At 66.4% G+C, this 14,441-nt stretch carries 14 protein-coding genes and 3 pseudogenes; 7 read left to right on the forward strand and 10 right to left on the reverse strand.

Going from position 1 to position 14,441, the window contains the following annotated elements; translation table 11 throughout:
* Positions 1–1,208, forward strand: a 1,208-nt coding sequence (locus AC1DWT_RS43930; protein ID WP_477925598.1) for an acetate--CoA ligase, incomplete at its 5' end; no start/stop codon positions are given.
* 30 nt (positions 1,209–1,238) lie between these two features.
* Entirely contained in the window at positions 1,239–1,511 is a 273-nt protein-coding gene (locus tag AC1DWT_RS43935) for a DUF3263 domain-containing protein (protein WP_477925600.1), read from the forward strand.
* Positions 1,512–2,282: 771 nt separating this feature from the next.
* On the opposite strand, the gene AC1DWT_RS43940 is transcribed toward AC1DWT_RS43935, so the two are convergent.
* Positions 2,283–2,693, reverse strand: a complete 411-nt coding sequence (locus tag AC1DWT_RS43940; RefSeq protein WP_387485758.1) for an anti-sigma factor — start codon at positions 2,691–2,693, stop codon at positions 2,283–2,285.
* Between the two features lie 158 nt (positions 2,694–2,851).
* Positions 2,852–3,001 (reverse strand): annotated as a pseudogene (locus AC1DWT_RS43945) (SRPBCC family protein); the annotation flags it as partial.
* A gap of 380 nt (positions 3,002–3,381) precedes the next feature.
* On the opposite strand from AC1DWT_RS43945, the gene AC1DWT_RS43950 reads away from it, so the two are divergent.
* The gene (locus AC1DWT_RS43950; protein WP_477925602.1) at positions 3,382–4,029 is read left to right on the forward strand and encodes a PAS and ANTAR domain-containing protein; all 648 of its coding nucleotides are present in this window, start codon (positions 3,382–3,384) and stop codon (positions 4,027–4,029) included.
* 102 nt (positions 4,030–4,131) lie between these two features.
* Here AC1DWT_RS43950 and AC1DWT_RS43955 read toward each other — a convergent pair whose 3' ends face one another.
* On the reverse strand, positions 4,132–4,629 hold the full coding sequence (locus AC1DWT_RS43955) for a hypothetical protein (RefSeq protein ID WP_477925604.1): 498 nt from the start codon (positions 4,627–4,629) through the stop codon (positions 4,132–4,134).
* Between the two features lie 435 nt (positions 4,630–5,064).
* Entirely contained in the window at positions 5,065–6,108 is a 1,044-nt protein-coding gene (locus AC1DWT_RS43960) for an FUSC family protein (protein ID WP_477925606.1), read from the reverse strand.
* Between the two features lie 725 nt (positions 6,109–6,833).
* On the opposite strand from AC1DWT_RS43960, the gene AC1DWT_RS43965 reads away from it, so the two are divergent.
* Together AC1DWT_RS43965 and AC1DWT_RS43970 are read left to right on the forward strand one after the other, a co-directional pair.
* Entirely contained in the window at positions 6,834–7,172 is a 339-nt protein-coding gene (locus AC1DWT_RS43965; protein WP_072937596.1) for a WhiB family transcriptional regulator, read from the forward strand.
* Positions 7,173–7,372: 200 nt separating this feature from the next.
* Positions 7,373–7,990: a PAS and ANTAR domain-containing protein gene (locus tag AC1DWT_RS43970; protein ID WP_477925614.1), complete on the forward strand. Its 618-nt coding sequence runs from the start codon at positions 7,373–7,375 to the stop codon at positions 7,988–7,990.
* A 185-nt stretch (positions 7,991–8,175) separates the two neighbouring features.
* Here AC1DWT_RS43970 and AC1DWT_RS43975 read toward each other — a convergent pair whose 3' ends face one another.
* Complete coding sequence (locus AC1DWT_RS43975; RefSeq protein WP_477925609.1) at positions 8,176–8,865, reverse strand: GAF and ANTAR domain-containing protein; 690 nt, start codon at positions 8,863–8,865, stop codon at positions 8,176–8,178.
* A gap of 629 nt (positions 8,866–9,494) precedes the next feature.
* On the opposite strand from AC1DWT_RS43975, the gene AC1DWT_RS43980 reads away from it, so the two are divergent.
* Positions 9,495–10,421, forward strand: a complete 927-nt coding sequence (locus tag AC1DWT_RS43980; protein WP_477925611.1) for a hypothetical protein — start codon at positions 9,495–9,497, stop codon at positions 10,419–10,421.
* Between the two features lie 168 nt (positions 10,422–10,589).
* On the opposite strand, the gene gvpJ is transcribed toward AC1DWT_RS43980, so the two are convergent.
* From gvpJ to AC1DWT_RS44005, 5 genes and pseudogenes are all read right to left on the reverse strand, one after another.
* Positions 10,590–10,985 carry a gas vesicle protein GvpJ gene (gene gvpJ / locus AC1DWT_RS43985; RefSeq protein ID WP_072946790.1) on the reverse strand — a complete coding sequence of 132 codons (396 nt, stop codon included), beginning with the start codon at positions 10,983–10,985 and terminating at the stop codon, positions 10,590–10,592.
* 571 nt (positions 10,986–11,556) lie between these two features.
* Positions 11,557–11,853 carry a hypothetical protein gene (locus AC1DWT_RS43990; RefSeq protein ID WP_477925616.1) on the reverse strand — a complete coding sequence of 99 codons (297 nt, stop codon included), beginning with the start codon at positions 11,851–11,853 and terminating at the stop codon, positions 11,557–11,559.
* A 14-nt stretch (positions 11,854–11,867) separates the two neighbouring features.
* Positions 11,868–12,059 (reverse strand): annotated as a pseudogene (locus AC1DWT_RS43995) (alpha/beta fold hydrolase); the annotation flags it as partial.
* A gap of 182 nt (positions 12,060–12,241) precedes the next feature.
* Positions 12,242–12,511 (reverse strand): annotated as a pseudogene (locus tag AC1DWT_RS44000) (alpha/beta fold hydrolase); the annotation flags it as partial.
* A 68-nt stretch (positions 12,512–12,579) separates the two neighbouring features.
* Complete coding sequence (locus AC1DWT_RS44005; RefSeq protein ID WP_072946793.1) at positions 12,580–13,641, reverse strand: YihY/virulence factor BrkB family protein; 1,062 nt, start codon at positions 13,639–13,641, stop codon at positions 12,580–12,582.
* Between the two features lie 159 nt (positions 13,642–13,800).
* On the opposite strand from AC1DWT_RS44005, the gene AC1DWT_RS44010 reads away from it, so the two are divergent.
* Positions 13,801–14,043: a DUF3072 domain-containing protein gene (locus tag AC1DWT_RS44010; RefSeq protein ID WP_072946794.1), complete on the forward strand. Its 243-nt coding sequence runs from the start codon at positions 13,801–13,803 to the stop codon at positions 14,041–14,043.
* Positions 14,044–14,441 lie beyond the last annotated feature (398 nt).

A 14,441-nucleotide genomic window follows, 5' to 3' on the forward strand; every position in this document is an offset into this window, starting at 1 on the left:
GCACCCATCAGGCGACCCCGTTCGACTCCGAGCACCCGCTGTTCATCCTCTACACCTCCGGCACCACCGGAAAGCCCAAGGGCATCATCCACACCTCCGGCGGCTACCTCACCCAGGCGTCGTACACCCACCACAACGTGTTCGACCACAAGGCCGGCGAGGACGTGTACTGGTGCACCGCCGACATCGGCTGGGTCACCGGCCACTCCTACATCGTCTACGGGCCCCTGTCCAACGGTGTCACCCAGGTGGTCTACGAGGGCACCCCGAACTCCCCCGACGAGCACCGCCACTTCCAGATCATCGAAAAGTACGGTGTCAGCATCTACTACACCGCACCCACCCTGGTGCGCACCTTCATGAAGTGGGGCCGCGAGATTCCCGACGCCCACGACCTCTCTACGATCCGGCTCCTCGGCTCGGTCGGCGAACCGATCAACCCCGAGGCCTGGAAGTGGTTCCGCGAGGTGATCGGCGGGAACACGGCCCCGATCGTCGACACCTGGTGGCAGACCGAGACCGGCGCGATCATGATCTCCCCGCTCCCCGGGATCACCGCCACCAAACCCGGATCGGCGATGGCACCCCTGCCCGGTATCTCCGCGAAGATCGTCGACGACGACGCCAACGAACTCGGCGCCGGCGGCTCCGGCTACCTCGTGCTCGACAAGCCGTGGCCGGCGATGCTCCGCGGCATCTGGGGCGACATGGACCGCTACCGCGAAACCTACTGGTCCCGCTACCCGGAGCAGGGCTGGTACTTCGCCGGTGACGGCGCCAAGTACGACGAGGACGGCGCCCTGTGGGTCCTCGGCCGCGTCGACGACGTCATGAACGTCTCCGGACACCGCATCTCCACCTCCGAGGTCGAATCCGCCCTCGTCGGACACCACGGCGTCGCCGAGGCCGCCGTCGTCGGCGCCGCCGACGAGACCACCGGCCAGGGCATCGTCGCGTTCGTCATCCTCCGCGAAGGTGTGGAGAACACCGGCGACACCCTCATCGCCGAACTCAAGGCCGAGGTGTCCCGGGAGATCAGCCCGATCGCCAAGCCCCGCCAGATCACCATCGTCCCCGAACTCCCCAAAACCCGGTCGGGCAAGATCATGCGACGCCTGCTCAAGGACATCGCCGAAGGCCGCGACCTCGGCGACACCTCCACCCTCGTCGACCCCAAGGTCTTCGACACCATCCGCGGACCCCAATAGCCGACTCCGCAACCGAAAGATCGAGACGAGATGGACCTACACGAAAAGGACATGCTGGCCTTCGCACGGACCTGGCAACCCTACGGCGGCAGCGACGATCAGATCCTGCCTGAATTCGGCATCAGCGAACCCACGTTCTATCAACGAGTCCTGGCCCTCCTCGCCCGCCCGCGTACAGTCGGCCTCGGGGATGAGGAGCGTAAAGCTCTGATCACCTTCTGCATGGCGAAGCTCCGGGAGTACGGCTACCCGCAGAGGGATAGGCCGGGAATGACGAGACAACGAGCAATACGGCACAACTGAGATATCGGCTCCCGGCTTTCAACCGCGCCTGCGGGCACGATCGAGACCCTCCCGAGCCAGTGGATTGGATCGGCCTTACGGCCGGCAAAGGTGCTGACCACTCCGAATGATTGCATGGGACCGACTCACTGAGCGGCTGTGGTGATGCCGAAGGCTCCGACTCACACAGCCATGGAGATCCAGGGCGGCTATGTGCCGAGCCACGAGTCAAGTGGGAACTATGCGGAATGAGGGCCGGTTGGGCAGCCGCGACAACGATACGGAGGTCGGACCGGGCCCGCGCATGGAGTTAGGGCGGGGCTCCCGTCGAGAAGGTCGTTCGAACAGCCACACCGTCGGACTATGTGCACAGCCCTGGTAGCCGGACTTGGTGACGCGCTCCCAGCGTTGGGGCGTTGTCATCCGAGCCACTGCCAGTCGAATTGAGAAACCCCCCAACAAAACGCGACTCGTGGCGCTCTGCGCCCCCCAGAACGATCTGCACCGACCACCCATTCGCCTGGAGTGCGCGCCCAACACACCCCCACGCGACATCCCCGACGACGGGGTGGTGAACTGGTCGCGCACGTGTGGGTAGCATGCGGCGCCGACCTCACCAGTGCGACACTGCGATCTCGGTCTCGGCGACTTCAGTCAGGCCTGCGCAGCGGACACGACGCGGGAATGGCCGTGCCCGATGCCACCGATTCGACTTTGAAGACGTTGAGGGTCGTCGCGGCCGGCTGACCCGCAAAGGGCCATCGATCGACGTATCGTCCGGCAACGGTCGTCTCAGCGGCGTCCGCGGCGCTGTTTGATGAACGCCACCACAACTTCGTGCTCGCCCGACGACTCCCCCAGCAGGTCGGTGGTCAGCACGCGGTCCGTCAGTGCCTCCAATGACCGCCACCTCGCACCAGGGTACCGCGGAAGGCCTCGGTGCGACGTGACCGCAGTGGTCAGCAGAAAAGCAGACCCCGACACCTCGAACGAACAGCGCAGCGGAGAACCGAGCGTCGCCGCGTCGATCAGCGCGGCGCCCACCTCGTCGACCGCGCGGGTGATGTCCGCGATCTCGGTGAGCAGGAAGCCGCGCCGGTGGGCCAACGTCCGCGCGACCGCCCGAATGATCGGCAACTGATCCCGGGCCGCCTCGACCCGCAACTCGGTGGTGCTCTGCGGCCGGGCGCTCACCTTGTTCACCCCCGTTTCCGCCATTCGTTCCGCCGATCTGTGAATGCCGAGCGCTGCACGCTCGGCACCCTTCGCCGCCCGGGCTGTCACGATTACTCGGAAGCTACTGCAGCGCAATACCATCACGAGACCCTGTCGAGTCAGGGGTGGATCGATCGACCTCTCGACGCCATCACCGGCGTTTTCTCGTCGTCGAATCGATGGAGGGTGATGACCCCGGCGTGGTTGGGACCGGAGTCGGAATTCCAGGCCACCCGTTCGTCCGCATGCTGCTCGGTGATGGTGGCGTCGAACTCGCACACCTGCCCCGCCACATCGGTAGCCTCGGTGATTGCGCTCATGACGACCGCTTACCCGACGATCCCGCGTCCAACCCACCGTTCCATGCCGGATTCAACTTCGAGCCCGCCGGACGGGAAACAAGTCCTCTCCGCGACACAGTGCGGCCTCACGGAGCCGCGGGGACTCGCAGAGTCGCGCCCAGCCGCCGGGCAGGGCGAACTGGGCTGTTCCAGCGATTACCCCTCCGACGCCTGTTTTACGCTCGGGCACCGCAGCCGATTCCGGCGAAGGTCGACCACGTTGCCCCCGCCGCGGGCGTACTCGGCGCCCTCGCCTTCCGCATCCGATTCGTATCTTTCACGCTTCGAGTCTGATAGCACCTGCGCACCGTGTGACGGTGCGCTAGAAAGTAGTCGTGGATTCAGAGCAGGTGTTCGGTGGTGGTGAGCCACAGCGGGTGGGTAGTTTCCGCTTCTACCTGGACGGGCAACGGTGGGAATGGTCCGACACCGTCGCACTGATGCACGGCTACCGGCCCGGTGAAGTCACCCCGACCACCGAACTGCTGCTCTCCCACAAACACCCCGAGGACCACCCGCACGTCGCCCGGGTCCTGGACCGGATGATCAACGACGCCGAACCGTTCAGCAGCAAACACCGCATCATCGACACCACCGGCAAGGTCCGACAGGTCGTGGTCGTCGGCGACCGCATGCACGACGACAGCGGCGCCGTCATCGGCACGACCGGCTTCTACATCGATATCACCGACTCCCACCGCAACGACGTCAAAGACTCCGTCGACGAAACCGTCGCCGCCCTCGAGCAATCGCGGGCGGCGATCGAGCAGGCAAAAGGGGCCCTGATGCTGGTCTACGGTATCCCCGCCGACCGCGCGTTCGACATCCTGACCTGGCGCTCCCAGGAAACAAATATCCGGCTCCGCACCCTGGCCGAACGAATCGTCGCCAGATTCGGCGAGCTCGAACCCGACACCGGCCTGCGCACCCGGTTCGACCACCTGTTGCTCACCGCACACCACCGACCAACTCGCTCGAGCTGAGGGACGTTTGCCCGGTCTTCCGGCTCATCGCCGGCCCGCCGACCACAAAAGCCTCACAGCGGTGAGGCCGTCACCGAAGACACCGGGGCGGTGCCCGAGCCGTCACCCTTCCTGTGCGGTGGCCATGTCTGGTGGGTCGGGAAGGTCGACATCGAGAACGAAGTCCAGCCAGATCAGGGCGTCTGCCAAGATTTCCGCGCGCAGGGTGATGTCGAATTGTTCAGCGGCAGTGAGCGACCGCTCTCCCTCGACCAGATCCTCGGCGAGGAACGCCGACACCCTCCGCAGCACCCAACGCTCCGACGCCGGCAAGGCATCGCCGTCGACGTACCGTCCTTCCGCGAAGCGAACGTCGAGGATCAACGTCTCCTCCGGACACGCGCCACCCAGCCGCGCGACGACCACACCGACAGTGGCGTCGACAACCCACGCGAGCACATCGCCGTATACCGGCCGGCCCCCGGTCGGGTGCAGTTCGGCGCACACCCGGGATACCTCGCATGAGAGTCGGGCGGCATCCCGGTCACCGACCAGTTGCAATAGACGACCGCCGAGAGCTGCGGCCGAAGAGCTGGTGGGGCTGTCTGCGTTCGATCCCATACCCGAGAGTGCCCAGGTCAGGGCATCACCACACAGCCCGGTCGAGCTCCGGCATCTGAGCACGGGCGACCCTCCTTCGTGCTGGTCGTGCGGCCTTCGTCGGGCGGTGCCACCGGCTCCGCGTCGCCTGGCGGCAGCGACGCACCGGCGGGTGCTGGGTTCGTGCCGGACTCCCCGGTGGACGTGACCTCCTCCTGATCCAGAGACCCCGGCTCGCGGTCCGTCCGGCCCGCTCCGGCCCGGACCGCTCGACGGAAGAGCAGCCAGCAGTTCAGTGTGGGCAATCCCCGTGTATCGCAGCTGTCTCGTTGCGATGCGGCCGAGCGGGGTCGCGCGGTATCCCCGTCGCCATGAGGATCGCAAATCCTTGTAGCGCAGCGCTCCCCAATTTTATCGGTTCGACGTCTGGCGACGGATGTTGCTGCAAGTTGCGCGTCAGTGCTCGTCGGAAATGTCCAGCACGGCAAGCGCGGCCCACAGACCATCCGCGGCCAAGGCGATCGCCGGCCACGCACCGGGTAGGGGTTGGTGTCGTCGGACCGATTCCTCGAACGACTCGAGGCGCGAGCGGGCTTCAGGCAGAGCGGTCTGCACGACGTGCAGGTAGGGCTCTCGATGGTGGGCCGGGTCCCAGGTGAGTTCGTCGAATGCGGCCGAGAATGCCTCGAGTAGCGCCGCTGCTTCGTGCCGAAGTTGCTCCGGTGTGGACGCCGGGGGCCCTGCCTGCCGATCATCGGCGTCGGTGAGCGCCTCGACCGCGACTTCCAGCACTGACACGTACAGCAAGGTGTCGTCGAGAACCGTTGCTATCGGGAGGTACACCTGCGATCCGCCTACCTTGGTCCAGCCGGGGCTACGAAGGTTGCCGCGCAAGCTTTCCCGGCCCTCGCGCAGCGCAACGCCGGCGCCGGTCGACTTGTGCAGATCCCACACCCGTTGCCGTCCTCGATCACTGTCGTGACGGCCTGACCGGAGGCCGTGGGCAAGATCGGCGAGCAGGGTCGAGAGTTCATGCGCACGTTGCAGAATCAGGTCGCGGGCCGTGGAAAGCTGGTCGGGAGGCAGCACGAGAGCATTGACCGCGACGCCGACGAGCACACCGACGGTGACATCGAGGACGCGATGAAACACCAGAGCTGCGTTCGTGGCCGATCCGTACAGCACTACCAACAGCGCGGTGATCGCTACCCACATCCCGTCCGGCGCCAACCACCGGCTGCGGCCGAGGATCGTCCCGACCGCGACCGCACCTGCGATGGCGGCGAGTTCAGGCAGGGTGCCTGCCGCCAACGCGGCAACGAGCACACCGAGAATAACGACCGTGACCTGACGTACGGCGGCGGACACCGAGCTGCGGACCGTCGTGCCGATGATGAACAAGGCGGCGTAGGGCGCAAGGAAAGACTCCGGACTCTGCAACACCCGATCGGCGAGCAACCAGGCGGTCAGCACCGCCACCGTGCACTTCACGGCGGACACCAAGCCCGGGTGCTGCAGCGCTCTGCGCAGCCAGGTACTCCAGCCACCCGCTTGGGGTCGCTGCGTCTGAGTACCGGCCCCTGCGGAAAAAGGCCATCTCATGTCAACACTTGTACCCATTCGATCGTCTCGGTTCACCAGTCCGTGTCCGTGCGCGGGATGTGCCATCAAGCGCACCCGCCCGGCGCGTTCTGGACCGGCCTGGTCACCGGTGCTCATACTCAGGCGGCTCGAGGCGGCCGATGTGATGCCAGTTACTGTCGAGCGATTCCCCTCAACCGTCCACCGGTGTGCCGATAGCATCAGCAGCACACCCTTTCACCCGCTCTTTCGAGACGTAAAGGGTGCGGGGCCTCCGATACCGGGTGCCTCCTGATCCCCGATGTCGAGCCATGGCATCACCGCACCGACACCGTTTATTTTCGCCTGCGGACCCGGTCCAGCACCGATTGCCATCCGGGCCGTGGTCTGCCAATAGCCCGTCCCTGGACATCAGGCGTGAAACCCCGACACAGTGAAGATGCTTGTTGCACAACACTTCCCGACCACCCTGCCCGACCCGACAATCCGAACCCGCGAGGAGGCCATACCAAACCACGCTCCGACATCGATCTCTTCGGTCACACCGTCGGCGACCGGCCCAGGTCCCCACCCGCACCTTTAGGTGCCCTGCTCTTGCCGGCGGATCGCGTCACTGTTCGACTCCGAAAGCGACCCATCCCGCAATGCCTGATCATTCGCACCACCACATCGACCGCAACTGGCAGCGCCGCGCCTCCTGCCGGGGAACCGACACCGAGGTGTTCTTCTCCCCCGACGGTGAACGCGGCCGCGTCCGCGCCCAGCGCGAGCACACCGCCAAACTCATCTGTCAGGATTGCCCCGTCCTCACCGAATGCCGCGCCCACGCCCTCACTGCCGAAAGTCACGGCATCTGGGGCGGCATGTCCGAAAGCGAACGCGCCCGCCACACCCGACGGACCCGCCACGCGGCCGCCCGACCCAGGGAGCGCGTCCCGGCGTCGAACTCCTCACCCTTGCGGATCCGAACACCCACAGCATGACGATGGCGGCCTGGGAGGTCACGGAAACGATCTCGCTCGATGGTTCGCTCTGCAAGTCCGGGGTATTCGCCCGGTGTGCGGCTCGGAGTACTCGATATCGGTTCGAACTCGGCGCAGTTGCAGATCGTAGAGGCGACTGCGGGTGCGCCACCCGATTGGGCGAGTCGATCGGGGTGGACCAATGCCTCTACGAGGACGGGATCGCCCGGGTCAGCCAGGCGGTGACGCAGACGTTGGCGGCGGCGCACCGGTATGAAGTCGACGCCGTCGCCCAGATGCACGGGTACCGACCCGGCGAGGTGACGCCGGTCACCGAACTGCTGCTCTCCCACAAGCATCCCGAGGACCAGTCGCACGTCGCCCGGGTCCTCGACCGGATGATCAATGACGCCGAACCGTTCAGCAGCAAGCACCGCATCATCGACACCGCCGGCAACGTTCGCCAGGTCGTGGTCGTCGGTGACCGAATGTTCGACGGCACCGGTCGGGTGGTCGGCACGAGCGGGTTCTACATCGACATCACCAATTCCCACCGCACCGACGTCAAAGACTCCGTCGACGAAGTGGTCGTCGAACTCGAGCAGTCGCGGGCGGTGATCGAGCAGGCCAAGGGTGCGCTGATGCTGGTCTACGGCATTTCCGCCGACCGCGCCTTCGACATCCTGACCTGGCGCTCACAGGAGACCAACACCCGACTGCGCGCGATTGCCGAACAGATCGTCAGGGGATTCAGCGAGTGCGAACCCGACACCGGCCTGCGCACCCGGTTCGACCACCTCCTGCTCACCGCCCACCAGCGAGCCGGACGACCGGACTAGGGAACGGTCCCGCGGGCTGGTTTGGTCAACCCGCAGAACCTGGACCGATGTCCCTACCGGTCGAGCACCGGCCCTGACTCACCGCTTTCCCCGAAAACCGCCCGGGCAATCCGTCTCTGGCCCGGATGAACCCACGACCAGGGAGAAACGGCAGCGAATAACGTGTTTCCCCGACCCACCGTCGCTCACTTCGCAGGGTCGGGTCCGTGCTCGATGATATTCAGGGCAACCTCGTTGAGCGGCATGTTGGAGTGCTGGGACCGTCGGGTCAGGATCGCGAAGGCCTCGTCGGCGTCGATCGAATACCGCTGCATCAGCATGCCCTTGGCCTGACCAATCAGGTCCCGGGAGGCCAGGGCATCGCGGAACTGCTCCTCCCGCAGCGAGGCGATCAACGCGATCGCCACATGGGTGGCCAAGGTGCCGCCGATGCTGACCGAGTCGTCGTCGAACGCGTTCGCTCGGCTCGAATGCAGGTTCAACGCACCCATCGTGTGCTCGGTGGTGTAGAGCTGGAATGCCAGCATCGACCGGACCCCGATGCCGGCCGCCTCTGGGGCGAACCTCGGCCACCGCTGCTCGGTGGTCATGTCCATGACGAGGACGGTTTCGTGGTTCCAGATCGCCTGCACACACGGCCCGTCACCCAGCCGGTGCCGGAGGTCGTCGATGTTCTTCGGCAGCTCCGACGTCGTCGCCCGAGATTGGAAGGACCTGCCGCGGGTGACCAGGGTGATGCCGGCGTCCTCGGCACCGGGAACCACATCCCGCGCGGACTTCGTGATCACCTCCGGGGTGCCCTGAATATTGGCGTGCTCGGCACGCAGATCGCGCGATCTGTTCGATCTCGGCGCGCAACCGGTGCTCGAAGCCACCACCCCGGTCGAGGGCCTGGTCCTCGTCTGAGCTCAAGCCCCATCGTCGCACGGCCTCATTTCACCCTTCCAGTGCCAGCGCACAGAGTCGCATGGACGCAACCCCACTCAGCGCTCATCGAGGCGGCCGGATCCCTGGTGGCGCACTGGATGCTCACCGGTCTCGTGCACGGGCGATGAACACCGACAACACCCGCTCCGAACTCATTCAGTATGAACTTCCAAACCTTTTGCAGCACTCAACTTCCGAGTGGCCGTCGCCAATGCGCGGACCGGTTTGCCCAAGATGCCGGCAGACAGGACTTCCGCCAAGGAATCGCCGGCGTCCATCGTCCGGCCGTCGACAGTTGGGGCAGCACCGCCGGATTCGTCCTCCCGTATGTGCTCGCGACTGTGACGAGGTACGTGGCCCCCAAAGCACGCTGAAGACCACGTGCCGTGCGACTCATCCGACCAGAGGACGGTAGCTCGGCCTGCTCGGCAGTTTCGATGTCGAGATGCATCTGTCACACCTACGCCGTGATCGGCCCGGAAATGCCCCCGCTCCGTCAGCTCGCGTTTGCCCGGTGCGCCGTCGGGGGATGCTGCGGAGAAACCTATGTCTTCGATTGGACGAGGGGAACAAGCCGATGAACGCTCTCACCACCGGCATCGTCGCCGGCGCCGCAGGCACCACGATGCTCGACGCCGTCACATACTTGGACATGGCGATCCGGGGCCGTCCCGCGAGCACCGTCCCGGAGAGGACCGTCGAATCCGTTGCATCCGCCCTGGGCGTCGCGATTCCCGGGCGCGGAGACGCCCTCGCGGCGCGGCGGTCGGCGTTCGGGGCACTCGGCGGAATCGTCGTCGGCACCGGGCTCGGCGTGGCCGCCTCCCTCGTCCGCCTCGCCGGAGCCCGCCTGACCCCGACCGCGGGAACGATCGGCGTCGGACTCGCCGCCATGGCGGCCACGGACATCCCGATCGCCCTGCGCGGTATCAGCGATCCCCGGACGTGGACCACGCAGGACTGGTTCAGCGACCTCGTGCCGCACCTGGTCTACGGCGCCACGGTCACGACCGTCCTACGCCAACAGGACGCGGCCGCAGGGAACCGGGCCACCGCAGCGGCGGAACGGTCGAGCACCGTCCGGTCTGCCGTGATCGGTGTGGCCAGCGGCCTGCGGAGCTCTACCGGCATCGCCGCGGCACTCTTGGCGAGTGCCACCGGATCGGCACATCGAACCCGTCTGATCGGCGCGACTGCGGTCGTCGGCGGCGAACTGGTCGCCGACAAGAACCCGAACATCCCGTCGCGCCTTTCCCCGCCCGCGCTCACCGGACGCCTCACCGCAGGCGGCGGGGGCGCCGCAGCTTTGGCCCGCCGCGACCGGGCGGACACGGCGTCGGCTCTGATCATCGGAACCGTCGGCGCCGTCGCCGGCTCGTACGGCGGCGCGTGGTGGCGGCAGTGGGCCGGCGGGCACATGCCGGACTGGCAGGCCGCGCTTGCCGAGGATGCCGTCGCGCTGACGATGGCGGCGGTCGCACTCCGACGCCCCGCGCGGTCCTAGATGCCGGTTGGGCAGGTCACGGGGTCCGATCCGATCGGTCTCACTCGCGTGCGGCCGGAAATCGCGATTGCGGGCGGCCCCGGACTCGAGTGGAACGACCGGCCGCGTCGACGTTCCCGGGTCCGTCGGAACGGTAGGGGTCTTCGATACAAGGCACGGAGGTAGCCGTTACTTGTCATCCCGGGTGGATCTACGCGAAACCCGTTCTCGTTCGGGCTCTTCGTCGGCACCGAACAGACCACCGAGTTTGTCGTCACCGGATTCGATCGAGTCCCTCGCCGTCGATTCCTCCTCGCCTTCGGCGCCGTCCGACGCGAGGTCGGTCAGGCCTTTCGGTTCGCTGCCGATCTCGAGCCGGTTCACCGCTTCGGCGAATCGCAGGTAGGTGTCGACGCTTGCGACCACGACGCGGGCGTCGATCGTGAGTATTTCGATGCCGACCAACGAGACGCGCACGTAGGCATCGATGACCAGGCCCTTGTCCAGGATGGTGTCGATGACGTCGGCGAGACTGCTCGACCGGGGGCCGCCTGCTGTTGCCGCGGGTTGTATCGCTGTGGTCATGCCGGTGCTCCGTGTGTGCGCCCGTCGAGGAGATCTCCTTCGCTCCACCGGAACTGACCGACCGGTACATCGATTATGCCGCTTGTCGTCATCGTCGCACCCTTCCGTGGCGTGGTCTCGGCGCACCTCGGAGAAGGCTCGCTGACGTTTTGCCGCAGGACCGTGCGCGGTGGGTGCGCGTATGTTCTCCGTCTACCCCACCTCGATAACGCTCAATCACCAGCACAAACACCGATCCCGAGCTCACCGACGAACGCCCCTCGCTCGCTCGCGTTCCGCGTGACGCACCGGGTTTCGGCTCGTATCGGTCGCGTCAGGCGTGCGCGCGGTACGGCGTTGTGGCACCGGGAGACCCGAGGAACCGGCGTGTGAGACCCATCGTCAGGTCGGGCATTTCCAACTGGGATCCGTGTCCGCAGTCGGGAAGTACCACCGATTCGGCGGTGGGAACAGCCACGCTCACGTGCCGAGCGAACCGGGACGGAACCAACCGGTCACGACGACCCCACAGGAACAGCGTCGGCGTCCGGACGGTGGTCAGTCGATCCCAGAACCCACTGTCGCCGAACGGTTACTCGAGGTAGATGTTGATCGGTGCCGACAGCGCCGCCCGGCGCCGCGCACCGTGGCCCATCGCGATCTCGAACTCGTCGACGGCGGCCTCGAACCACGGTTGGGGTACCCGGTCGGGGCGGGCGAACATCGACTTGGCGCCCGCCATCACCACCGCACGCGGCACACCGATCATCGGCAACCGGACGACGTCCACCGGCCACCACCGGGCCAGCGGCGCCAGTTGACGGAATCGGCGGAACGCCGGTGAGGGGCACAGCAGCACGAGTTTGTCGACCGTATCCGGTTCGCGCATCGCCAGTTCCAGTGCGAGCCGGCCCCGAGCGAATTGCCTATCACCACGGCACCATCGGCGTCCGCGGCGTCGAGGAAGTCGCGCAACCAGCGGAAGAGTTGCTCGGCGGTGTAGGTCCAGGCCGGCGCATCGGAGGCACCGAACCCCGGAAGATCGGGTGCCACAACCCGGAAATCCTCGGCCAGATCGGTGAGAACCGGCAGCATCGACGCATTGGTGGCCCCGAGGCCGTGCAGCAGCACCACCGGGGGCGCGTCGGCGCGTCCGGCCTCGAGATACGCGGTGCGAACCCCGCACGCGGCCGCGTGACGAGGTCGACGTCCGGGGCGAACGCGCCTCCGATCTGGAGGACGGTCGCAAGGCTCCCGCGCGTGGTGAGGTCACCACCGAGGAACGCGTCCACACCGCTGCGACGACCGATGAGCAGATCGGCGAGGGTGTCGGCGTCGGTATGAACCGTACACGTCGGATCGGTGGCGACGTCCCTGGTCACCTCGGCGATGCCGTCGTCGACTGTAATAGTCCACCGGCCGTGCCCGGCGATGTCGAGAACGATCCTCGCATCCGAATGGGTAAGCGCGACATCCGTAAGGTCGCGGGGAAATCGGTCCGAGAGGACGGCGCCGGGATCAGTTGCGGAACGTAGTGACTTCGACACGGAGATTCTCCTCCACTCGCTGCATCCCGGCGAGCCGGGTGATGCAGACCGACAATTCCGACGCCGGGTTACCGCTCCACCGCCTCGACGTCGGCGGTGTCACCGTCACTCTCGCGTAATGCCCTGCCCTGCTGGACAAACTGCTCGTACTTCTCCGCGTTCTTGTCCGAAACCCGGGTATCTCGCGGCGGCAACTGCAATTCGTCCTCGGCGGCCATGCCGGCCTGCAACTCCCGTCCGCGTTCGAGTTCGGCATCCAGTTCGGCGCCGAAGAGCAACGCCAGATTGGTGATCCACAACCACAACAGGAACACGATGACTCCGGCCAGGGAGCCGTACGTCTTGTTGTAGCTGCCGAAGTTGGCGACGTAGAGCCCGAACAGGACCGACGCAACGATCCACGTGACGATCGCGAGGAACGCGCCGGCGCTGATCCAACGGAACTTCGGTTGCCGCACATTGGGTGTGACGTAATAGAGGATGGCCACGGCTACCACGACGATGCCGAGGACGAACGGCCAGCGGGCGATGTTCCACACGGTCAGGGCGGTGTCGCCGAGTCCGACCGCGTCTCCCGCCGAGCGTGCGACCGGGCCGCTGAGGGCGAGCATCGCCGCACCGGCGGCCACCAGGACCAGACCGACGATGGTCACGGCGAGCATCAGGGGCCGTAGCTTCCACACGGGACGCCCCTCCTCGACTTCGTACATGCGGTTCATGGCCCGTCCGAACGCCCCGACGTAGCCGGACGCCGACCACACCGCACCCAGCAGGCCGAGAACGAGAGCCATCCCCGCGGTCGGCGTCTCGACCAGTTGCGTGATGGGATCGCGCAACGTGTCCACAGCGGAGGACGGTCCGAGATCGTCGACCATCTGCAGGACCGCGTCGGTGGTGCGCTGTCCCTGACCGAACACGCCCAGCAACGAGACCAGCGCCAGCAGGGCGGGGAACAGTGAGAGGACTGCGTAGTACGTCAGCGCCGCGGCCAGGTCCGTGCACTGATCGCGGGTGAACTCGTGCGCCGTCTTCCGGATGACGTACCACCAAGACGGTTTCGTCAGGTCCGCAGGCGAATCCGGCTTCCGCGGATCATCGGGTTCCGGCTCGGCGTGCTGATCGTCGTTCATCGGTCACGCCTACCCGTATCCCGGTCCGGTGAAACTGCGGTCCTCCTCGTTCGTGCTCGCCCCGCGGCCGACGATCGGTCGACCGGAGCCCCCAGTTTCCCGCAGGCGTCCGCCGGGCAATCGTGTCGCCGAGTACTGCAACCGACCGACAGGACAGCAATGGCGGATATCGATCCCACCGAGCACGACGTCTCCCCCACACCGGAGAAGGACCCGGACGACTGGATCACGGGCGACGAGCCGATGACAGGGCCCCAGCGTTCCTACCTGCACACTCTGGCGCAGGAGTTGGGCGCGACGGTCCCCGACGACCTGACGAAGGTGACCGCGTCGAAGTTGATCGACGAGTTACAGCTGCGATCCGGACGCGGCGCGCGAGGGGAAGAGACATCCGGAGCGTGACATCGGGAAAGGACGGCGAACTGACCGAAACCCCGCACGGTAGGACTGCTACCGATCGGCGCGAGTTGTCGACTGTTCAACTGATAGAGCGGATCACAGACCAGATTCCGGGACTCGTGCACTCACCGAGGTGAAGGAAAAGGGCACCCGATGCGGCATCGGCGCCGGCGTATCCGGTGCCGGAGTTCTGTTGCTGCTGTTCGAATTCGGGAGTTGGGTGGCCGCCGGACGCTCTCCCGCCGGTCCCCAACGGACCGGTCGCAGCGTCCGCGCGATATCGACAATCTCAAGGGACTTACATGACGCAAGGGCAACCGAATCCGGACCGGGACACCACCGCCGAGCAGCAACGCACCGACCTCGCCGCCACGGTCGATGCCCTCCACGCAACGATGGAC

The organism is Rhodococcus sp. P4_B6, assembly GCF_056402215.1.

Coding starts and splice junctions, on each gene's coding strand:
- AC1DWT_RS43965 (WP_072937596.1), top strand. CDS start 6,834: ATGCCTGATCATTCGCACCACCACATCGACCGCAACTGGCAGCGCCGC.
- AC1DWT_RS44005 (WP_072946793.1), bottom strand. CDS start 13,641: ATGAACGACGATCAGCACGCCGAGCCGGAACCCGATGATCCGCGGAAG.
- AC1DWT_RS43990 (WP_477925616.1), bottom strand. CDS start 11,853: ATGCGCGAACCGGATACGGTCGACAAACTCGTGCTGCTGTGCCCCTCA.
- AC1DWT_RS43955 (WP_477925604.1), bottom strand. CDS start 4,629: ATGGGATCGAACGCAGACAGCCCCACCAGCTCTTCGGCCGCAGCTCTC.
- AC1DWT_RS44010 (WP_072946794.1), top strand. CDS start 13,801: ATGGCGGATATCGATCCCACCGAGCACGACGTCTCCCCCACACCGGAG.
- AC1DWT_RS43980 (WP_477925611.1), top strand. CDS start 9,495: ATGAACGCTCTCACCACCGGCATCGTCGCCGGCGCCGCAGGCACCACG.
- gvpJ (WP_072946790.1), bottom strand. CDS start 10,985: ATGACCACAGCGATACAACCCGCGGCAACAGCAGGCGGCCCCCGGTCG.
- AC1DWT_RS43935 (WP_477925600.1), top strand. CDS start 1,239: ATGGACCTACACGAAAAGGACATGCTGGCCTTCGCACGGACCTGGCAA.